Raw genomic sequence first — 21467 nt, forward strand, 5'->3', positions numbered from 1 at the left:
GTAAGCTTACATAAAGACTAATATTTAAACTCGTATGTTTAGGACAAATTTGAACAGACTCTTAGTAATAATTAGATTCAACAGGAAAATTGGATGGTACATAAACGTTTGTTTTTGATCGAGAATACAAAAAGTCACCAGCTTGGTATTGATGGAAGATAACGTAAGATATTTCTTGCGGACAGAAGTAACATTGAAAAATTAAATTGGATGGATTGATTCATACAACTCGCTTTCTACTATTCTAGTTATGATAATAATTACGGTCTTTTCTCTTGTTAGATCTGCTATGTTTTCAAAAATAAACATTAAACATTAAACATTACAAGCTGTCGAGTAAAAGTCTCGACAGCTTTATGATATTAGTTAAATTCAAATTACAACTTAGTAATTAAGCTTGAGTTCTTTCAAGGTTAATGTTGTACTACTGGCTAGTCACATTGTATTTATAATTGATAATTGATAATCTTTTTATAACAACCTTTTGTGATTATTTCTCACAAGCATAGCCATCTTTGTCACGGTCATGCTTTGAATCATAAGCTGGGTGGTCCTGTGACACACCATTAGGATATACTTTTCTTAATTCAGTACAGTTTTTATATGATTCTTTTTGATTAGTTGCCGGAGGCGTTGAAGTAGTATCTTTATCAGAATCCTCGGTTGCTGGTGGCGGCTCATTTGTGTCTGTCCCGTCAAGATCACCCTTTGTAGTACCTTCTGAACCATACGCCCACAAACCAGTTCCCTTTTCTCTTGCTTCACGTGCGAACTTTCGGAACAACTCACTGTATTTCACATCAGGCGGATAAGTCGAAGGTTCAGCATATCCATTTAACACAAGCTCGGCATTGAACATCTTATTCCGGATTTCTTGCTCGTTTAAGTCATCGGTCGGCACTTCAAACCAAACGACACGAAGCAATCTCCCGTATCGATCTGTTTCGGATACATCCCTTTGCATATATACCCTTTGCCCTTCTAGGCGAGATGTCGTATATTTACTTGCTTCTTTACCATACTCTTCTGTTCGAGTCGTTGATTCAGGTGTATTCACCCCAATAAGACGGACTTTTCGACCATTCTCTGTCACAAATGTATCACCGTCCACCACTCGTCCTACTGTTACTAACTCAAGACCAAGTTCTTCTAGATTACTTTGCTGTTGGTTTTCTTGGGTCTGTGATTCTTGTTTTTCTTGTACTTCCTCTACCTCTTGATCAGGTTTATCTTCAAAAACCTTTGGTTCACTCTGCTGCTCATCAGAAGATTCAGTTTGATTTTGCTCCTGATCATCCTGTTCTGTTACGTCTTCTGTTTTTTCTTGTTCATTTACGTCTTCCTGTTCAGCAATGTCCTCTGTAGCGTTCTCTGTAACATCATTGCTATCAGCCGGTGGAGCGTTTACTGCCGCGATAACAAACACGACAAAACTGACACCTGCTATGATAAGATTTCGCTTTGTTGTCCCTTTTTTCTTAAAAAATGAGAAAGCAGCCATAATAATAAAAACAGGTACAGCCAAAAAAGCAATAATCGCTAATGTATCCCACATAATATTTTCACCCTCTAGTTGTATTGTCTTTAGTAGCATTATCAAATAAATACGTAATTATTAAGCTTTGTAAGGCAGTGTGGGGACGGTTCTCAGTTTGCCATTGCTCGGAAGAGCGGGGACGGTTCTCACTTTGCCTTCGGTCGATCATTCTGGCAGGATGAGAACCGTCCGAGACTGTTGAAAAAGTGACAAATCAGCTAAACAGAAGGTAATCATTCACAATATGTAATTACTTATTCTCTTAGTTACACCTATATCTCGTTAGCGGTTTGGCTGAATTCGACAAGGTATGTTTTTTTCAGTGCTCTCGAACCGTCCCCTGTTTGCCTCTTATACTTGATCCATTTCATACCACTCTGGATTATTTGGGCTACCATCATACGCAATTTCTGAAACGTAAGGATATTGTTTAGTGTTGTTAAAGATTTGAAACTTTGCCTGAAAATTAATACTTGTGTTATGTTCATACGGATCAATACCTGCAAAGAATGACGGTGTGGTTGCGTGATTAGAAATGGTAAACGCCAAGTCTAAGACACCGGTTCGCTTTGGAACAAGTATTGTATTTTCATTAAACGTTATTACATCTTGTTCCGCTTCCTCTATGTAAAACAGCGGTTCGTGGTGTAAATATGGTGTTCCTTTTTCTTGCCAAGCCGCCACTACGTTATCATAGTCTTTCACCTGAATAGTATGATGGAAATAGGGTGCGTGAAAGATGCGAGTAAATTCTATTTTTGATTTTTCATAAGGATTACCGGACCTGTCCTTGACAGCATCAACCCATCTTAACTTAATATGAAAATTTGAAATCGGAATTAACAAATATGCATAAACTCCTATTCTACTTTCTCTAGGTGCAGCAAAACATTTAAGTCTTAAGTTTGTTGCTGTCATATAAACAGATTCCACATCTTTTTCATTATCGTCTTTAATGTCAAGTATATTGGTTAATTCTTTCAACTCACCAACAGCTTGAATATCTTTTAGTCTTCCTATTATTCTATGAAAATGCAAAAGAATATATATACCTAAAATTGTAAATACAAGCAACCAAAACTGTTGAGACGAGTCATAGCCAAGTAAAGAAACAAAAAATATCCACGAAAAAATAACAAACATAATACTTTTTTGTGATACAGATATTACAACGCTCATGTATTTATCTTCATTGCTAAAGATAATGCCATACTTTTTAACAGCCGCAGACATGTCTCTAGAGATTTTTTCAGGATCCTGCTCTTGACGTGACGCAGCTACCATTTGCCAGTAAAGCTCTCTGCATGTCTGAATCTTATGCTGCATATTCAATGACACAAAGATCGCCACTAGTCCCATTAAACCTAATAATCCTGACGTAATCCCGAACATAATGGTAATAATAGTTCCCGAATCCGTGAATCGATACCCATAAATATGATTAATAACTAATAAACAACAAGACAAATATATGATGAAAATAAACCAATACAGCTCATTACCTGTGAGTTTCTGACTAAACTCATGTAACGTTACTTTCTCTTTCATAGCATGTAACCCATCCTTACTGTAACTATGTAGTATATTCTATTCTCCTTTTGCCTTAACTTTATGAAAACAAGGACTTGTCCTAGATTTTAAATATTATCATTATGTAAAACTAGCAATATAAATTATATTAACAGATTATTTTATAATTAAATAGTCGCTCTGAATGAACCGATGGAATTCATAGTCTTGTCAAAGTAGTTTTTATCGTTCATTGCCTTTTGTAGGACAGAGATAGTCTCTCTAGGTCAAGAATTTTCCTTGACAACTCCCCTGTATAATACCTGATAAAAATAAGTCGTAGACGATGTTATACATATTATTCACTTTTCTACAAGAAGGAAAAGCTTGTTATTTTGTTGAAGTAGTTTTTACACTTTTTAGTGTAAGGAGGACAAATTTATGGATTTAAGACTTAAAGACAAGGTTGCCTTTGTAACAGGTGCGTCGAAAGGAATCGGTGCTGCTGCGGCGAAGCTTCTAGCTGAAGAAGGGTCGGATGTAATAGTTGGCTACAGAACAGACGAAGAAGGTGCAGAGAAAGTAAGTCAATGCATTGAAAATACAGGCAGGAAATCATGGAAATGTAGATTTGATATGAGCGATTCTAAAGATGTAGTTAACGCTTTGAAGCAATTATCAACCACAGCTCCAAAGATTGATACAGTCATACTTAACGCTGGAGTTAATATTGTGACTCCTTTTGAAGATATTACGTTTGAAGAATGGGATTATGTCATTCATGCCAATTTAAATGGGACGTTTTACGTTTTAAAATCTGTTCTACCCTTACTCAATGAAAATGCTTCAATTGTAATCGTATCAAGTGTTGCTGCGCATACAGGTGTACCTCATCATCCACATTATGCAGCAGCTAAGGCTGGACTAGTAAACTTAACAAAAAGTGCGGCTAGAGCGTTTGCACCAAACGTTCGTGTCAACTGTGTGGCTCCTGGAATCACCTTAACAGAAATGGGAAGTGACGCAACATCAGCACAATCCGATGATTATGCGAGAACGAAGCTACTGTCTCATAGATACGCCACCCCGGAAGAAATTGCACAGAGTATTGTTTATATGGCAAGTCCCGCTGCAGGCTTTATTTACGGAGCAACACTAGATATTAATGGTGGCAGAGACCTCCGTTGACAGAAGTATGGGGACGGTTCCCACGCTGCCTACGCTCGTATGATTGGCAGTATGAGAACCGTCCCCTGTTTGCATTGCTTACTTTTTTCATGAACATGAGAATACTTTCATTGCTTCGTATTGAAATCCAAGGTATTGATAGTTTTGTTTTCGATACATGTGCCTCGGAGTATCTTCGCCATCAGCAACAAGAATTACCGTTTTTTCAGGAAACCTATCCATTATATACTTTTGTATACTGCTACCTATTCCTTTTCTTTGGAATTCAGTAGCGACTAATAAGTTATCAATTTCTACTGTTTGTTCTTTGACAATAACATCAACAGCACCAGCCGGCGCATTTTGGTAAAAAGCAATCATCTGTAAAATATCATTATTTGAAAAAGTACTAATGCACTGCGCTTGCTTTTGCTTTGCATAAGTTTCCCCGTGACTTGAATCCTCTTTGAATTGAAGATTGAGGTACATATCTAACGTATCTATTGTTACTTCATGAACTTGTATGTTAATGTTACTTTCCACTTTTGGAAATGAGGCAGGATTAATCGCATACAACTCTAGAAAACCTAATGAAAAGTTGTTTTCATGAAAATAATCTGTCAAATATGTAGGCAGCTTTTCTCCCTCAGGAAAATAAAATTTAACATGCTCTTGTCCATATTTCTTATGATAGGCCATTAAATAGGCCTCTGTATTAAGAAATTCTTCTTTTGTAGGCACTCTATTAAATTTAATGAAGTTGCTATCATATTGTAATAATACTTCTGGATTATGAACATGATTGAACAGTTCATTTTTCATAACAAGCGTGCCATACTTGTGAATGTGATTGAAATTAATATTGTCCATCATTTGCGTTGCCCCCTAAAATTAATTCAACAATAATACATATGTCACCTTAGCCGTCTTGGTGAGGATGCAGAAATATACCCCGAAAAAATTTGCCCGATATAATAAAAACCCCACTTAGTAAACAAAGCATAAAGCAAATCTATTATACCAAATATAGGTTTGTATATATCTACCATAATAAACTATTAATTGTCATGTTAGTGAGATCAACCCACTATCTCTGCCTTCGTATTCTCTTGGATAGGTGTATGGCAAAATAAGAAAAGCCACCACTATATGAGCCTGAACTTGGCAGTATAAGAACCATCCCCAGTCTGCCTGTCTGCCAATCTGCCAACCCTTGATACACAAAAAGAGGACGGTTCTCGCGTCGCCTTCGATAGATAATCGAATGGCAGCACGAGAACCGTCCCCAGTTTGCCGAGCTTGGCAGAGCGAGAACCGTCCCCTGTCTGCTTTATGCTCTTTGACGGCGAGTCATTACGTCGAAGATAACGGCTAGGGCAAGTACGCCACCACGAATCATGTACTGAGGAGCGATACCTACACCCATTAAGTTCATTCCGTTTGTTAATGTCGCCATAACGATGGCACCGATGACAGCACCAGTTACTTTACCAACACCACCAGCAGCGGATACCCCACCAACGAATGCCGCGGCAATCGCATCAAGCTCGAATAATGTACCAGCTGTTGTTGTTGCTGATTGTAGACGTGCTGTGAATAAGATACCTGATAGTGCTGATAGCATACCCATAGATCCAAATACTAGGAACGTAATTTTACTTACGCTAATACCTGTTAAGTGGGCCGCTTCTGGGTTACTACCTACTGCATAAATGTGACGCCCAATTACTGTCTTTGTTGTAATGAAATGATACACAAGAACAACAAGGATAATAATTATAACTGTCCAAGAGAAACCGTTATAACCAGCCAATAGCCACGTAATATAAGCCATAATTGATGAAACAAACACTAGTTGTAGCACAAAAATCGGTTTTGAAACAACATCAAATCCATATTTTAATTTATTGTTACGGTTGGAAATAGCACTATAGATGAAAAATAAGATTCCGATTACACCAAGAATTAATGATAGTAAATGTAGTCCACCTACTTCTGCAATCGATGGAATAAAACCGTTACCAATCGCATTAAATGCATCATTGTCAACAATGATTGTTCCTGTTTTTTCTGTTGCCAATAGAATAGCACCACGATAAATTAACCATCCAGCTAACGTAGCAACAAATGCCGGAATACCCACTCTAGCTACTAGGAATCCAGTAACAGAACCTGCACAAACACCAAGAGCAAGAATGATTGGAATTACGATATATACTGGTAGACCATAATTCATAAGTAGAATCGCTGCTATCGCACCAAGAAAACCAGCTAAAAACCCAATCGATAAGTCAATGTGGCGGATAACGATAACAAGCATAACACCGACAGCCAAGACAGCAATATAACCAGCTGAATCTAGTAAGTTACTAATATTACGAGAAGACATGAATAGTCCATCTGTAAGAATTGTAAAAGTAATCATAATAACAAATAAAGCAATGTACATTCCGTAATCACGGATATTATGTTTTAATAAGCCCTTTAGCTCGTTAACATACTTCATAAATGTTCGACCTCCTATTGCGTCGCAAGTTGCATAATCTTTTCTTGATCGGCATCTGCTGCGGACAATTCACCTTTGATTTCGCCTTCAGCCATGACATAAACGCGATCGCTCATCCCTAACACTTCTCCAAGCTCGGATGAAATCATAATAATACTCATGCCTTTATTAATCAGTTCATTCATAACTGTATAGATTTCAAATTTAGCCCCAACGTCAATGCCACGTGTTGGTTCATCTAAGATTAATAGTTTTGGGCCTACAAAAAGCCATTTTCCTAACGATACCTTCTGTTGATTTCCACCACTTAAATTCCCAACAAGCTGCTGTATAGATGGTGTCTTAATGCCCAATGATTGTCTATACTCTTCTGCAACTTTTATCTCTTCATTTTCATTGACAACTCCACTTGGAGAGATGCCTTTTAAATTACCGATAGAAATATTATTTTTAATATCTTGTAGTAAAAATAAGCCGTCACCTTTTCTATCCTCTGTTACATAAGCAATACCAGCCTTAATGGCATCGCTAGTATGTTTAAAGTTAGTAGGCTTACCTTCAAAAAATAAATCACCCTGTAACTTGTTATTTTCAGCATTTCCAAAAATACTTTGTGCAAGTTCTGTTCTTCCTGAACCCATTAAACCAGCAATACCAACTATTTCACCCTGTTTGACGTGAATATTGACATCTTGAGCAACATTACGACCTAGTTTCGGGTCATACGCTGTCCAGTTTACTAGTTCAAGAATTTTGTCACCAAATTCTTTTTTAGCTCGCTTAGGATATATATCTTCAATATCTCGACCAACCATGTTTTTAATGATAGCCGCTTCAGTAATTTCACCTTTAGAAGAATCTAATGTACAAATCGTTTCCCCATCGCGTAAGACAGTCGCTTTATCAGCAATGGCAATAACTTCTTTCAATTTGTGGGAGATCATAATAGAGGTAATACCTTGCTTTTTCAATTCGCGTAATAACTCAAGAAGATTTTCACTATCGTCTTCGTTAAGTGCTGCAGTAGGCTCATCTAAAATGAGTAGCTTTACTTCTTTACTTAGTGCTTTTGCAATTTCTATCAATTGCTGTTTCCCTACTCCTAAATCCTTAATTAATGTTTCAGGATTCACCTTTAAGCCTACTTTATCTAACATTTTTTTAGATTCAACGACCGCTTTGTTCCAGTCGAGAATGCCACCCTTTTGAATCTCATTCCCTACGAAAATATTTTCATAAACAGAAAGGTCAGGGAATAATGCTAGCTCTTGATAAATAATCGCGATACCGACATCTACGCTATCGCTTATTTTATTAAACTGTTGAACCTGTCCATTATATACGATATCTCCCTCATACGTTCCATAAGGATAGACACCGCTAAGCACCTTCATAAGTGTAGATTTACCAGCACCATTTTCTCCTACTAGACAGTGGATTTCGCCTCTTCCTACTTTAAAGTTAACATTGGAAAGTGCCTTTACACCTGTAAACTCTTTAGATATCTGGTTCATCTCTAAAATATAATCGCTCATCGTTATGCCTCCTTAACCAGACAACTTACAATGGAGGAAAAGTGCTAGATAACTATCTAACACTATCCCTCTACATTCTATTAATCTATTATTCTAATCCAGTGAAATCGCCAGCTTCATAGTAACCTGAATCGATAAGCTCTTGCTTAACGTTTTCTTGGTTAACTACGATAACGTCTGTTTGCTTAGCGTTAACATCAATCGTACCGTTGTTATACGAACCAGTTGTTTGAGGTGTTTTGCCATCTAGAATGTCGATAGCCATACCCATAGCATCTTTTACTAATGTACGAACATCTTTGAATACTGTCATTGATTGTTTTCCATCGATGATGTATTGAATAGAAGCTTTTTCAGCATCTTGACCAGATACAACATAGCTTGAAATCGCACCATCTGTAGCAAATACGTCAGCGATTGAACGAGCTGTACCATCGTTTGGAGCTAGAATAGCAACGTCACCTTTTAAGTCTGCACCTGCAGCTGTTAAGTTTGTTTGTGCTTTATTTTTAGCTTCGTTTGGATCCCAGTTTGTAGTAACCTGTCCTAAGATTTTACCCATTTCATCACGAGTAAGTGTTGCTTTATCTTTTAATGCATCAGCTTCGCTAGAGTTAGCGATTACAAAAGTGCCGTCAGCAATTTTTGGCTGAAGAACATTCCATGCACCTTCGAAGAATAAGAATGCGTTGTTATCAGAAGCTGCACCTGCATATAAGTAAAGTGGCACATTAGAACCTTGAACATTGTCAATTAAATATTGCCCTTGCGCTTGACCAACAGCGATACTATCGAATGTAACATAATAATCAACTGCATCAGTATCAGTAATCAAACGGTCGTAAGAAATAACTTTGATTCCTTCTTTTTTAGCTGCTTCTACTGCAGAACCAGCTGCTGCACCATCATGTGGAGCAATGATAAGAACATCGATACCTTTACTGATTAATGTTTCTACGTTTTCTTTTTCCTTAGCAGAAGATCCTTGGCTGAATAAAATTTCTGTTGTGTACTCAGAGTCTTCTAAAGCTGCTTTAAATCTCGCTTCATCTTGAACCCATCTTGGCTCATCTTTTGTCGGTAATACGATACCAACACTTACTTCACTGCCCCCACCGCTACAACCTGTAACGATAAACACAGTCAAAATCGCTAATAATAAAGTAGAAATTAATTTTTTCATTCAATTGAAACCCCTTTCAATTTGTAATGTAATTGCTTACAAACTAAATATATCATCGGTAAGTAGGGGTGAAAACGCTTTCTGATAGTAGTATTTTATTATTCATCTGTATTTTTTTAATATGATAAAAGAATGCTAGGTAACGTATTTGATGCAAGCATCGCTTTAATATAGTGATAATGCTTCAAAAGCCTTCAGTATTATGACAAGCACTGGAGAGTTAAGATACGCACCCATAAGTAAGTTCTTCAATTTGATACCTGAGGAAAGAAGCCTTATTAATAGGAAGCAGTGGAAGCCAACCTTTATTTGGTTCATTAACTTTATAGAAATAAAAGTTACATCTTTGTATAGTATTCCATAAAATGCTTTTAGAGGTGATTAAACTTGGCAAGAGTAAAATATACCGACAGTGATGTTTCTTTGATGGCATGGATGATGTGAGCAGATGCCGAAGGTGAAGGACAACTAGGAATGCTTTTAGTGGGAAATGTAATGATGAACAAGCCAGCAAACTTAATTTATAAATTTATCCTTATTAAACTTAATAAATAAAATATATATGTTTTAAGTTACAATTTTGTATAGTCAATTCATACAATGCTTTTAGGGGTGATAAAAAGTGGCAAGAGTAAAATATACCGACAGTGACGTTGATTTAATGGCAAGGATGATGAGAGCAGAAGCTGAAGGTGAAGGGCGATTAGGGATGCTTATGGTTGGGAATGTAATTGTAAATAGACTAAAAGCTAATTGTTTGGATTTTAAAGATTTAAGGTCGATACGGGACGTAATTTATCAAGTGCAAGGAGGAAATTATTCTTTTGAAGCCGTACAAAAAGGGAATGTCTTTTATAACAGAGCAAGAGAAGTAGAAAAAAAGTTAGCAAGAGACACCTTAAAGTACTGGAGAGAACACCCTTCCAAATATGCCCTTTGGTATTTTAATCCGTATGGTACATGTCCACCTACATGGTACAACCAACCACTTACCGGACAATACAAGCAGCATTGTTATTATGAACCAATAGCAAATACTTGTGAAGGTGCTTATAGATGGTAAGAAAATCCCCACTCATGTGGGGATTTATTTCGCATTAAACTTTCAATTCAATTTCATTAAACTATAAGTAACTAAAGAAGCAAACAATAGTGAAATAATCTTTGATAAATATATCTACTAAAAAAGAAAAAAAGTGCCTTTTATGTTTATTATCCATAGAAAAGACACTTCCTGAAGTCGAAGTCAGTGAAAGGCTACGATAAACCGATGCCTTGTGCTGACCGATTATTTCTTATCTTCTACGTACCGATATACATCCTCCTCAGAGTGAAACCCATCCGCTATTATAGTCTCATCTATATTGGATTTCTCCACTGCAATCGGCGAAAGAAGAACAGATGGTACTTCAATTTTCCCATTATTGACATTCCTGTCCTCCGTAACCGCTTTCCCTTTAGCAAGTTTGACAGCAAGATCGGCAGCCGTTTCGGTTAGGGCGTTAATTGGTTTATACACAGTCATTGTCTGCGTTCCAACTACGATACGTTGAACAGCTGCAAGATCAGCATCCTGGCCAGCAACAGGAATTTCTCCTGACAGTCCCACCTCTTCAAGCGCTTCAATAACAGCACCAGCGGTCGCATCGTTTGCGGCAATGACCGCATCAATTTTATTATTGTTCGCTTTCAACGCAATCCTCATATTTTCCTTTGCGTTCGCTGGCACCCAGTCTTTTGTCCACTGATCAAACACGACTGAAATATCACCTCGATTAATGAATGGTTGTAGTACCTTAAACACACCTTTTTTAAACAAATGAGCATTGTTATCTGTTTCTGCACCACCGATGTATACATATTTTCCTTTCGGAACTACGCTTGTTATCGCCTTTGCCTGCAGCTCGCCCACCTGTTCATTATCGTATGACACATACATATCGACCTCTGCGTTTTTCACTAAGCGGTCATAAGACATCACTTTTATACCGGCAGCGTGCGCCTTATTGACGATAGCTGCTGTTGACTCAGCATTATGTGGCACGACAACAAGCAAATCAATATCGTGACTGATCATTTTCTCTGCTTGCCAAATTTGCAGGGCATCGTTTCCATTGGCTGCCATGATTTCCACTTCAGCCCCTCGCTCTTCCACCGCTTTTTTAAAAAGCGCCCTATCCTTCAGCCAGCGTTCTTCAAGTAACGTATCCATGGAAAAACCGATTTTGATTTTTTCTTCTAAACGATTATCTGACGTTATATACGTAACATTGCCTAAAGGAGCTACGTTACTAGGGTCTTCGTCCTGTTCACAAGCTGTGAGACCCTGCACTAAAAGAAGCATTAGCATGCCTAGACTAACTTGGAAAACTAATCGTTTCATTCGTCTCGCTTCCTTTCCTTTTAATCAATCAGACTTTGAAACAAGTAGCTTTTTCCGATACTCTGTTGGCGAGGCGTGACACATTTTTTTAAACACTTTACTGAAATAGTTCGGATCATGGTACCCAACCTCAAACGTAATTTCTTTCAAGCTTTTTGACGGGTCCCGCATCAGTTTCTTGGCTTTCTCAATACGACACTCCGTTAAAAAGTGGATGTAATTAACGCCAAGCTGTTCTTTGAAAATCTTACTAATATAAATAGGACTTAAGCCCACTTTGCGGCCAAGTGCCTCTAAAGATATATCCTCATGAGCATGATCAATGATATACTGTCTAATTTGTTGAATCGTATCGTCTTCTAGCTCAGCATTATACTCCTCATATGACTGTTTCATTCTTTCTAGCAAATGATTTGTTTCGGCACGTAATTGCCGTAGGTCAGTAGCTTGAAAAGAATAAAACGGCGCATCGGGCTCTACCCCCATTTCGCTCAGTACACGATAGGAAATCCAAAGAAGCTCCATGACACGTTGCTGAACCTGCAGGAGATTGATTCCCTCTTTTTCAAGGCGATCTATGACTTCCGTAAAGCTGTCGTAAATATCATCCCACTCACCATTACGAATGTGATCAAAAAATTGCTGTTCACGTTGCTTGGACGTTTCCTCATCAAAGCCTGATACAAGCGCAGGTAAATCTGCATAAAACCTATATTTCACAGGAAGCGTTGTATCTCTTGTAGCAATGAGTGACTCTTGATAGGACTGTTTGATTTCATCTAAAGAACTATATACATTCCCAATACCAATAAACCATTCCTTGTTGTCATCTGCTTTTGCTAATGTTAATAGATCTCTTGCGAGCATTGTAGCCTGACTTCGATACGACTGGTCTTGCTTTCGGAAAACAATAATCGGAAGCTGCCGTCCGTATAAAGCACCAACCCATCCACTTCCCGTCTGTCTCATTTTTTCTTTAATGGTAGAATAGTTAGCTTCAGACCCTAACGGTAACAACAGACTCATAACAAACTTTTCCTTCGTTGCTTGCATATCTATAAGCTCAACTAACTCATCTAAGTGAACCTCGTGAACATGGTCAAACAACAGCTGTGTCACAACATCTGTTTCAAACAATGATTTTGCTTTTCGCAACGTGTGTTGCTGCTGCTTGTTTACCTCAAGTGTTTTTCGATCCTCTTCAATCTGAAGTAGCACCTTTTCAACTGTTTTGATGATTTCTGATATTCTACTAGGTTTAACTAAATAATCTACGACACCAAGCTTCATAGCTGTCCGTGCATAATCGAAAGTAGCGTATGCTGAAACCAAAATATATTTAATTTGAGGATTGTCGGCGTTGATTTGTTCTATTGCTTCAAGACCTGTTTGACCAGGCATTTGGATGTCCATAAACACTAAATCAGGTTGAAATTCTTTCGCTACTTCGACGGCTTGCGTTCCATTTTTGGCTTGTTGGATGACGATATGCGAAAAGTGTTTCTCTATAACCATTTGCAGGCCATCTCGCTCCATTTGCTCATCATCCACGATTAGTATTTTCACCATCTTGATCGACTCCCCTCTCCTTAAAAATATAAAGTATTACTTTTGTTCCTTTGCCTACTTTACTTTCAATCTTCATCACATCATCACGACCATTATAAAGGCGAAGGCGCTTTACGACATTGCTTAGACCGATGCCAGTAGCATGTCCCTTTGTCGTAGCAAGTTTCTCCTCCAAAATTTGTTGTATTGTATCATCTGTCATACCTGGACCATCGTCCTCCACCTCAACTGTCACTCGATCACCTTCATCTTTGACCCGAAACGTTATAACACCACCGTCTACTTGAGGCTCAACAGCATAGATAACAGCGTTTTCAACAATCGGCTGTAGCGTAAGTCCAGGAATTTCGAGACCTAGACAGGATTCATCAATGTCTGTGCGAAACGTAAGTCTATCCGTGTATCTTGCTTTTTGAATTTCAATATATTGCGTTAGCACTTTTACTTCATCAAAAAGTGTCATCGACTTGTCTAAGTACTTTAAGTTATAACGCAACAAATCGGCCACACTTACGAGAAGGTCACTTGTTTCCTCTGAACCTTCCATATAGGCCTTTTTCGAAAGCGTATTCAAAGTATTAAACAAAAAATGTGGATTGATTTGACTTTGCAAGCTACGAAGCTGACTTTCTTTTAATAGAAGTTTACTCTGCTGTAGTTCCTTTTCTAGTTGTGCTTTCTTTTGAATCTCTGAAATTAGGTTGTTAATATTAACCCGCATACGGTCAAACGTCTTTGCTAAGAAAGCAATTTCATCCTTCGAATCTACTTCAATCTTTAAATCAAACTGTCCTTTTGATAACTCACTTGCTGCATGTGTCAGCTTTTCCACAGGCTTTGTAATACGTAGTGAAAACCAATACGTGAAAAGCAACAGTAAAATCGTAATAAATAAAAGCAACCCAAAGCCTAACTGCTTCAACTCTTGTGATTGGGTAATAATAGCGCGATAAAAACGGTCGTATGTCTTGAGTTCTGTATCAATCAAAGTAAGCGTCATGTCAGAAATGTAATTAGAAATATGTTCCGCCTCGATAAATGCTTTAACGGAGCTCTCCGTTTCTGCCTCTGCATGAAACATCAAGGAACGATCCGTCGTTTCAACAAGACTATCTATTAAATTAACATAGTTAGTCAACGCGAATTCGTTTTCGTCATTAATAAAATCGGCAACCTCATATTTCATATTTTGAATATCTTCCCTACTTCGCGTGATTATTTCATAATTATCCGCAGTAGGGGTAAGCAAGTAATTGTTTAACGCTGTTACAATTTGCTGACTTGTAATCGTAACTTCGTTCATGATTAAATATCGTTCTAAAATATTATTATATTGATCTTGCATTTTTTGGTTATAGTAAATAAGTGAGCTCCAAATGGCAGCCATTATCAGGAGTACAATTAGAGCAAGCCCCCAGATTTTCTTCTGTATACTATTCATTGTAAATCCACAGCCTTTACCATCCGAATATCCGTGAGATAGCCATTCAAATCAAGTGGATAAACCTCTTCATTCAGCCATTTCATCATGAGATTCACGCTAAGCTCTCCCATCGTGTAAGGAGATTGCTCGATCATCCCATCGAGCTTTCCTTGTAAAAGAAGCGATAACGACGCTGGATCGTCATCAAAAGAGTATATAAAATAAGGCTCAACGTTCGAACGTCTTTCGATTTCCTCAATCATATCTCCCGCAAAATTTGCATTCACAGCAACAAAAGCGTCCACATTTGGCATACGATTTAACAAGTCCTTCATCGTAGCAGTAACCTGCTCTTTTGTATCACTTGTTTCTACTTCGAATATCTTCACGTTCGGGAAACTCTTCAAGTAATCGCGTATGCCCTCTAAACGCTGCGTTTGATAGTATTCTCCACTGCTATCAAAAATAAGAATGACTTCACCGAATGCTCCCATATCATCAACGAGCTGTTTGGCGATGAACTCTCCAGCTAAACGCTGATTAGATCCTACGTACGTCTTTCGTAGACTTTCTGCCATCGGTACATCATTTGCAACGGTGATGACCGGAATTCCGTAGGAAGCTGCCTTCACCTTCGTTAATTCCTTAAATTCATCAGTATCTAACCCTTGAACAATGATACCGTCCACTTTAGAATATATAGCAATTTCAATTTGCTTTAAAAATTCCTCATTATTGTTCTCGTAGCTCCCCCACACCTCTAAGCTTGCTCCATCCTTTTCAGCTTGCATTTTCGCACCGCTACTCACTTGTTCCCAAAAAGGCGTATCAAGTTCTTGTGTAATCAACACGAGACGATTATTCAAAGACTGTTGCTCTGACTTCTCCGGCAATTGCCAATCCGTCCGAAACACCCGAACAGCCGACTCAACGGTATAATAAAAAAGCACAACACATATGATAGCGATTACAATTGTAGCGATTTTTCTTCTCATACAGAGTGCTCCTTTTTTACTAGACTGTTATTCATTATAGCAGAAATTCGACAAAAAATGTCGACAATTTGGCAGCATGGGGACGGTTCTCAGTCTGCCAGTTATAGGAAGCATAGGGACGGTTCTAATATTGCCATCCCAGGCAGCATAAGAACCGTCCCCCTGCATCCTTAAATCAATTGATTTTTCTTCTTTAACATTCTATATAAGATGAAGCTGCAAACTGAACATACAATCGCTAATGATGAGATAAATCCATACCCTACTTTTAACCCAATTACCTCAGCCGCTACTTCACCCCTTGCGCTATACATAACCGTGACTATATCAATAATAAAGCCAATTAAAAGATTACCAAGCACACTGGCAATTCCCAATAATGTAACCGTAAATGTGATAGCAGTGCCTGTGCCTTTAGCATATCGTTTAGCTATAATGGCCATCACTGTAGGGTAGATAAGTGCGATCCCTACTCCTGAAACAGCGAATAAGATGGCGCCTTTTTCACCAATCATTAATCCGAGTAATCCACATGAACCCGAGAAAGCTGAAAAAATGGCAATCGATAATGTAAACCCGATTCTGTCTGTAAGCGGCCCTAAAAAGAGTCTACTAAGCATAAAGAATAGGAAAAACATAGACAACATCCATGATGCTGAATCTAAATCCCATGTATAGGCATTTACTAAAAAATGAACAAGCCAGCTTCCAATCGATAGTTCTGACACCACTCCGAATGACAAAATGGCTACAATCAGCCATGCTATCGGGTCGCGAACAAGAGATCGATATGACGTTGTTGCTTGTTCATCAGTCACTTCTCCCGGAAATTTTCCGAATAACGATGGAACAATAGGCAAAAGCGATAATAATAAAATAAGAAAATACACGCCTCGCCAGCTCATTTCCGCCCCATATAAATTCCAGCCCATCATCGATGCTGCCATAGTTGGAGCTACGGTTGAACTAAGACCATAAAAGAAATGCGCAAGATTCATCATTGCACCAGTGTTTTTCGTAAAGATTCGTGCCGCCATGATTCCTAACCCTATTTCGAGCATCCCGTTGCCAACATATAAGAAAAAGAATGAAGCCGATAAAAAGACATAATTGGTAGAAAGATAGATAAAAACACCGGCCAGAGCCATCGATACAAAAGCTATAATGCCTGTCCACTTGACACCAATCCTATCACTGAGCACGGAAGTATACGCACATGCAAGCAAATATCCCAACGAATTTAAAGCTAATAAAATACCAAGCTGAGATTGATTTAAATTAAAATCATGCTGTATGACAGGAATAGCCGGTCCTTTAATATTTTCTGATAAACCAAAAATGAGGAAGCCCCCAAATACGATACTCAGTAAAATATAATAATTAAGCTTTGGACTTACCCTGAAAAGTGGTTTTTTAAAATTGATAGGTTGATTTTCTGCTTCCATTGTATGGCCTCTCTTTTTCACCTAATTAAAAATTCTAAGTTTTTTTCAAAAAAATAAGTCGGACTTGTTTGTCCGACAACCTATTACCATTATAGCATTTTGTGATTTTTAATAGGGATAATCTTCTATGTTTTTATAATCACAAAAATAATCTGACTCACGGAGACAAGTAAGAGAAATCGTTAAATCAATTAACAATTTGTATGCCGCTCTGAGAACACATAAGGAAAAATCCAAATTTCACCTTAATTTTTATCAAAGGTAATTTCAGATAGAGAGATAACTTCTCCTCTACTACCTACTCTAATGGCCTTAATTCACTCTCAGTCACCCATTTATGGTTCGTTACTTTCTGACCATCTGCCGTAACAAAATCAACCATATACACGGTTGTCGTTTCAGATGAGACAATTTCTTGCGTCGTATCCTTCATACCTATCATGTGCTCTGCAGAGGTAGTTACTTCAGTCCCTGGCTTCAACACACCCTCTCCAATATTGTCCAATTCCTCATGTACAATCCATTTATGATTTTCAACCCTTTCTCCGTCGTGTGAAGAAGTATAATAAACACTAAAAAATTCTTGAATAACGCATGATTCTTGATATACATGTAGAATTTCTTGAAAAACGTAAAGAATTTCTTGAAAACCGGAAAGAATTTCTTGATAAACACTAAAAAATTCTTGAATAACGCAAGAATTCTTGATAAACATGCAAAATTTCTTGAAAAACGCAAGAAATTTCTTGAAAACCGGACTTAATTTCTTGATAAACACTAAGAAATTCTTAAATAACGCAAGGATTCTTGATATACAAACAAAATTTCTTGAAAAACGCAAAGAATTTCTTGAAAACCGGACTTAATTTCTTGATAAACACTAAGAAATTCTTAAATAACGCAAGGATTCTTGATATACATGTAAAATTTCTTGAAAAACGTAAAGAATTTCTTGAAAAACGAAAAAATAACAGAATGAAGTGCTAACTTTTGTTGAAGCTCTCGAAAAACTTACAATTTATCGATTAATTGTAACAATTAGGTAGAAGAAAATGATATACAATAGATTAGTAACATAAATTTTCCAGTATTCTAGGAGGGGTTAGCCAAATATGAAAAAGTATCCAAATGTTGCTTATTTTTGTATGGAGTATGGTTTAGATGCAAGCATGAAGACTTACGCAGGTGGGCTTGGAATTCTAGCAGGTGATTACTTAAAAGGCGCAAAAGACCACGAATTCCCAATAATAGGACTAGGTATTAAATGGAAACAAGGTTACACACATCAAAAAATTGGTGAAGATGGACGTCCGTACGATGCTTATCACAACTATGAGTATGAATACTTAGAAGATACAGGTATCAGTGTTACAGTCAAAATTAGACAAAGAGATGTTGTTTGTAAGGTTTGGAAAGTAGATAAGTTTGGGAATGCACCATTGTATTTACTAGATACAGATATTCCTGAAAATGAAGATGCTTGGATTACAGGTCAATTATATGGCTGGTTTGGTGAAGAAAGAATTGCGCAGGAGATGGTTCTCGGAATCGGTGGAGTTCGAGCACTGAGAGCGTTAGGGATTGAAATTGATGTATACCACTTTAACGAAGGTCATGCTTTATTTGCAGGATTTGAGTTAATGAAAGAAAAGATGGATGAAGGATTAACGTTTGAAGAAGCATTAAGTGCTGCTCGTAATGCAACCGTTTTCACAACTCACACCCCTATTATTCAAGGAAATGAATCTCATTACCTTGATCGACTAATGTATATGGGTGCAAACAACGGTTTGACCTTAGAGCAATTAGTAGCAATTGGTGGATCACCGTTTAATATGACGGTTGGTGCCCTTCGCCTATCTCGTAAATCAAATGCTGTAGCGGAGTTACATAGTGTCACAGCTAACAAAATGTGGGAACATATTGAAGGCCGTTCAGAGATTGTTCCGATTACAAACTGTATTCATAAGCCTACATGGGTAGACGAAACAATGATCGAAATAGCAGAAAATGGTGGAGATCTTTGGGAAGCCCACATGAAAAACAAACGTAAACTTATTGAGTTTATTGAAGAGCGAAATGGCGTCACACTTAAAGAAGACAATATGATTATCGGGTTCTCTAGACGTGCAGCACCATACAAGCGTGGTGATTTTATTTTCACAGATGAGTCAATTATTGCTCCTTTATTAGAGTCTGGAAAAGTTCAGATTGTATTCTCTGGGAAAGCTCATCCACTTGATGATACAGGTAAGGAAATCGTTAGTTCACTCGTAAGAATGTCGAAACGCTATCCAAACGCTGTTGTATTCCTAGAAAACTACGATATGACGATTGGTGCGGCATTAACAAGAGGTTCTGACGTATGGCTAAATAACCCACGTAGACCTAAAGAAGCAAGTGGTACGTCTGGTATGAAAGCGGCGATGAATGGAGTACTAAACTTTAGTACACTTGATGGCTGGTGGCCGGAAGCTTGCGATCATGGGATAAACGGATGGCAGTTCGGAGATGGCTTTGAGTCAGAAGATGAAGCAGTTCTAGATGCCCACGACTTAAAAGCACTTTACGACGTATTACAAAATGAAGTTCTTCCAACATACTATGAAAACCGCGATAAGTGGGTAGACATGATGCAGGCAAGTATACTAAGCACAAAAGATAGATTTGCTGTAAAACGTATGCTAGAAGACTACTATAATAAATTATATATAAAGTAAGCTTTCTTTAGTAAAGAATTAGAAAATCGTTAACTAAATAACACAATTGAACATGTAAATATAATAAGCCAGGATAATAAATTGTCCTGGCTTCATTTATAGTAACCTTCAAATTAAGAGTATTTCTTGTGTTTATCCTCATCCTCTTCATCCAAAAGCCCCGCAATGAGATCATTGAGCAGACAGCGGCGGACGGCATCACAAAACACTTCCCCATCAATAAACGCATTGACTTTGACTTTGAAGTCTTCATCAAAAACGTTTGCTACATTTTCAATAGAAACATCTGCTACATTTTTCGAACTTCGATCAACTGACTCAGAGCGTCTAAAATAAGTCTGGTTTCCATAACTGTCAAACCTTCTTGTTATCATTGTATCGCCTCCTTCCGTTTCTTAATTTCAAAGTATTCTTATATTAACGGACAGTATAGTTATCTCACCGAGTGAATTAGCCCTTTTAATATGACGAAGACGCAATTAAGTGATTAATGTAAAACATGAGGACTGCTGATTAAGATTAACAGCGATTGGACAAAGTCGACGTAGAACCAATGTAGCTAAATCAAAAGGTTCGTTAAACTCATGTTAACTAAATAAAACCACCTCAAAAAAATCAATAATCAACAAATATCATCTTATATAAGTTTACTCTTTCAAGTTGAGCGATAAATATATATCAAAATCCCGACCAACATTCGTCAATCGGGATTTAATACTGTTTGCTAGTAGGTGCAAGGACTACCACTTTTTACGGCGTTTTTTAGGGCGATCCTCTTCATCTAATAGGCCATCAACAAGGTCATTGATTAAGCAACGGCGGACAGCATCGCAAAAATCATCACCATCGATTGTTGCCTGAACGGGAACTTTAAAATCTTCATCGAAAATATCTGCTAAACGTCTTAACTTCTTATCAGAAATACCTGCTACATCGTTATCATTATTTCTTCTATAGTTACCCATGATTCCACCCCCTTATTATTTGTTACTGCATTATATGTGTGTGAGACAAGCAGAGTAAGGGTGTTTATCATCGCAATCTGGGAAATGTGCTAGTCTCATGCAAACTAGGGACGGTTCTTGCGCTTCCTTCGATAACCGAAATATCACAAAGAAACAGCCACACACATTACGAAAAGCAATTCTTCTACAATGCCTAACATGAATCTAGAATGATCTTTACACCTTCTTTACTGTCTAATAGCACAAAAAGAACACTTTTTCTTGTCAGAAAATAGCTAACTCTAACGCAGTTACAATTTAGCATCATCGTTAAAAAATACCATAAGATTCTTGACTTAAGCAGACCATGTACGGTTCGAGACAGGTCAAAAAGTAGCAGATAACAAAAAGAGAAGGTAATCATCTACTATATGTAGTTGATTACCTTCTCTTTAATCCTATATCGTTACTATTCACGTTAAATGAAACAAACGTAGCTTTTTTCAGTGATATAGGACGGTTCTCGTGGTGCCACCTTGATATTTGGCAGC

General features: G+C 37.7%; 17 protein-coding genes. 3 read left to right on the plus strand and 14 right to left on the minus strand.

Annotated features, from left to right (window positions below):
* Positions 1-490 precede the first annotated feature (490 nt).
* Both EJF36_RS12165 and EJF36_RS12170 read right to left on the minus strand, forming a co-directional pair.
* Positions 491-1555, minus strand: a complete 1065-nt coding sequence (locus tag EJF36_RS12165) for a thermonuclease family protein (protein ID WP_260471893.1) — start codon at positions 1553-1555, stop codon at positions 491-493.
* Between the two features lie 333 nt (positions 1556-1888).
* Positions 1889-3085, minus strand: a complete 1197-nt coding sequence (locus tag EJF36_RS12170; protein ID WP_125906580.1) for a hypothetical protein — start codon at positions 3083-3085, stop codon at positions 1889-1891.
* Positions 3086-3487: 402 nt separating this feature from the next.
* Here EJF36_RS12170 and EJF36_RS12175 point away from each other — a divergent pair, with 402 nt between their 5' ends.
* Positions 3488-4234, plus strand: coding sequence for an SDR family NAD(P)-dependent oxidoreductase (locus EJF36_RS12175; protein ID WP_125906581.1), 747 nt, complete (start codon positions 3488-3490; stop codon positions 4232-4234).
* 87 nt (positions 4235-4321) lie between these two features.
* Here EJF36_RS12175 and EJF36_RS12180 read toward each other — a convergent pair whose 3' ends face one another.
* The 4 genes from EJF36_RS12180 to EJF36_RS12195 form a co-directional block, all read right to left on the minus strand.
* Positions 4322-5086 carry a GNAT family N-acetyltransferase gene (locus EJF36_RS12180; RefSeq protein ID WP_260471894.1) on the minus strand — a complete coding sequence of 255 codons (765 nt, stop codon included), beginning with the start codon at positions 5084-5086 and terminating at the stop codon, positions 4322-4324.
* A gap of 457 nt (positions 5087-5543) precedes the next feature.
* On the minus strand, positions 5544-6719 hold the full coding sequence (locus EJF36_RS12185; RefSeq protein ID WP_125906582.1) for a sugar ABC transporter permease: 1176 nt from the start codon (positions 6717-6719) through the stop codon (positions 5544-5546).
* Between the two features lie 14 nt (positions 6720-6733).
* Complete coding sequence (locus tag EJF36_RS12190; RefSeq protein ID WP_125906583.1) at positions 6734-8254, minus strand: sugar ABC transporter ATP-binding protein; 1521 nt, start codon at positions 8252-8254, stop codon at positions 6734-6736.
* Positions 8255-8342: 88 nt separating this feature from the next.
* Positions 8343-9437: a sugar ABC transporter substrate-binding protein gene (locus tag EJF36_RS12195; RefSeq protein ID WP_125906584.1), complete on the minus strand. Its 1095-nt coding sequence runs from the start codon at positions 9435-9437 to the stop codon at positions 8343-8345.
* 622 nt (positions 9438-10059) lie between these two features.
* Between EJF36_RS12195 and EJF36_RS12200 the strand changes: the two genes are divergently transcribed.
* Positions 10060-10500 (plus strand): cell wall hydrolase, encoded by a 441-nt coding sequence (locus tag EJF36_RS12200; protein ID WP_125906585.1) that lies wholly within the window; start codon positions 10060-10062, stop codon positions 10498-10500.
* Between the two features lie 225 nt (positions 10501-10725).
* Here the strand turns inward: EJF36_RS12200 and EJF36_RS12205 are convergent, their stop codons facing one another.
* From EJF36_RS12205 to EJF36_RS12230, 6 genes are all read right to left on the minus strand, one after another.
* Positions 10726-11820, minus strand: coding sequence for a sugar ABC transporter substrate-binding protein (locus EJF36_RS12205; protein WP_125906586.1), 1095 nt, complete (start codon positions 11818-11820; stop codon positions 10726-10728).
* Positions 11821-11844: 24 nt separating this feature from the next.
* Positions 11845-13389, minus strand: a complete 1545-nt coding sequence (locus EJF36_RS12210) for a response regulator (RefSeq protein WP_125906587.1) — start codon at positions 13387-13389, stop codon at positions 11845-11847.
* Positions 13364-14830 carry a sensor histidine kinase gene (locus EJF36_RS12215; RefSeq protein ID WP_125906588.1) on the minus strand — a complete coding sequence of 489 codons (1467 nt, stop codon included), beginning with the start codon at positions 14828-14830 and terminating at the stop codon, positions 13364-13366. The genes EJF36_RS12210 and EJF36_RS12215 overlap by 26 nt, the downstream gene beginning before the upstream one ends.
* Entirely contained in the window at positions 14827-15807 is a 981-nt protein-coding gene (locus EJF36_RS12220; protein WP_125906589.1) for a substrate-binding domain-containing protein, read from the minus strand. The genes EJF36_RS12215 and EJF36_RS12220 overlap by 4 nt, the downstream gene beginning before the upstream one ends.
* Positions 15808-15977: 170 nt before the next feature.
* Complete coding sequence (locus EJF36_RS12225) at positions 15978-17252, minus strand: MFS transporter (protein ID WP_125906590.1); 1275 nt, start codon at positions 17250-17252, stop codon at positions 15978-15980.
* 298 nt (positions 17253-17550) lie between these two features.
* Positions 17551-17967, minus strand: a complete 417-nt coding sequence (locus EJF36_RS12230) for a YdhK family protein (RefSeq protein WP_125906591.1) — start codon at positions 17965-17967, stop codon at positions 17551-17553.
* A 397-nt stretch (positions 17968-18364) separates the two neighbouring features.
* On the opposite strand from EJF36_RS12230, the gene glgP reads away from it, so the two are divergent.
* Positions 18365-19972, plus strand: a complete 1608-nt coding sequence (gene glgP / locus EJF36_RS12235) for an alpha-glucan family phosphorylase (RefSeq protein WP_125906592.1) — start codon at positions 18365-18367, stop codon at positions 19970-19972.
* Between the two features lie 113 nt (positions 19973-20085).
* Here the strand turns inward: glgP and EJF36_RS12240 are convergent, their stop codons facing one another.
* Together EJF36_RS12240 and EJF36_RS12245 are read right to left on the minus strand one after the other, a co-directional pair.
* Positions 20086-20346 carry a hypothetical protein gene (locus tag EJF36_RS12240; RefSeq protein WP_125906593.1) on the minus strand — a complete coding sequence of 87 codons (261 nt, stop codon included), beginning with the start codon at positions 20344-20346 and terminating at the stop codon, positions 20086-20088.
* A gap of 366 nt (positions 20347-20712) precedes the next feature.
* Positions 20713-20937 (minus strand): hypothetical protein, encoded by a 225-nt coding sequence (locus EJF36_RS12245; protein WP_125906594.1) that lies wholly within the window; start codon positions 20935-20937, stop codon positions 20713-20715.
* Between the last annotated feature and the right edge of the window lie 530 nt (positions 20938-21467).

The sequence above is a fragment of the Bacillus sp. HMF5848 genome (assembly GCF_003944835.1).
GTDB lineage: Bacteria > Bacillota > Bacilli > Bacillales > HMF5848 > HMF5848.

What these genes read in the sequence shown, in the direction of transcription:
- EJF36_RS12165 (WP_260471893.1), bottom strand. Translation starts at nt 1,555, where the DNA reads ATGTGGGATACATTAGCGATTATTGCTTTTTTGGCTGTACCTGTTTTT.
- EJF36_RS12170 (WP_125906580.1), bottom strand. Translation starts at nt 3,085, where the DNA reads ATGAAAGAGAAAGTAACGTTACATGAGTTTAGTCAGAAACTCACAGGT.
- EJF36_RS12175 (WP_125906581.1), top strand. Translation starts at nt 3,488, where the DNA reads ATGGATTTAAGACTTAAAGACAAGGTTGCCTTTGTAACAGGTGCGTCG.
- EJF36_RS12180 (WP_260471894.1), bottom strand. Translation starts at nt 5,086, where the DNA reads ATGATGGACAATATTAATTTCAATCACATTCACAAGTATGGCACGCTT.
- EJF36_RS12185 (WP_125906582.1), bottom strand. Translation starts at nt 6,719, where the DNA reads ATGAAGTATGTTAACGAGCTAAAGGGCTTATTAAAACATAATATCCGT.
- EJF36_RS12190 (WP_125906583.1), bottom strand. Translation starts at nt 8,254, where the DNA reads ATGAGCGATTATATTTTAGAGATGAACCAGATATCTAAAGAGTTTACA.
- EJF36_RS12195 (WP_125906584.1), bottom strand. Translation starts at nt 9,437, where the DNA reads ATGAAAAAATTAATTTCTACTTTATTATTAGCGATTTTGACTGTGTTT.
- EJF36_RS12205 (WP_125906586.1), bottom strand. Translation starts at nt 11,820, where the DNA reads ATGAAACGATTAGTTTTCCAAGTTAGTCTAGGCATGCTAATGCTTCTT.
- EJF36_RS12210 (WP_125906587.1), bottom strand. Translation starts at nt 13,389, where the DNA reads ATGGTGAAAATACTAATCGTGGATGATGAGCAAATGGAGCGAGATGGC.
- EJF36_RS12215 (WP_125906588.1), bottom strand. Translation starts at nt 14,830, where the DNA reads ATGAATAGTATACAGAAGAAAATCTGGGGGCTTGCTCTAATTGTACTC.
- EJF36_RS12220 (WP_125906589.1), bottom strand. Translation starts at nt 15,807, where the DNA reads ATGAGAAGAAAAATCGCTACAATTGTAATCGCTATCATATGTGTTGTG.
- EJF36_RS12225 (WP_125906590.1), bottom strand. Translation starts at nt 17,252, where the DNA reads ATGGAAGCAGAAAATCAACCTATCAATTTTAAAAAACCACTTTTCAGG.
- EJF36_RS12230 (WP_125906591.1), bottom strand. Translation starts at nt 17,967, where the DNA reads ATGTTTATCAAGAATTCTTGCGTTATTCAAGAATTTTTTAGTGTTTAT.
- glgP (WP_125906592.1), top strand. Translation starts at nt 18,365, where the DNA reads ATGAAAAAGTATCCAAATGTTGCTTATTTTTGTATGGAGTATGGTTTA.
- EJF36_RS12240 (WP_125906593.1), bottom strand. Translation starts at nt 20,346, where the DNA reads ATGATAACAAGAAGGTTTGACAGTTATGGAAACCAGACTTATTTTAGA.
- EJF36_RS12245 (WP_125906594.1), bottom strand. Translation starts at nt 20,937, where the DNA reads ATGGGTAACTATAGAAGAAATAATGATAACGATGTAGCAGGTATTTCT.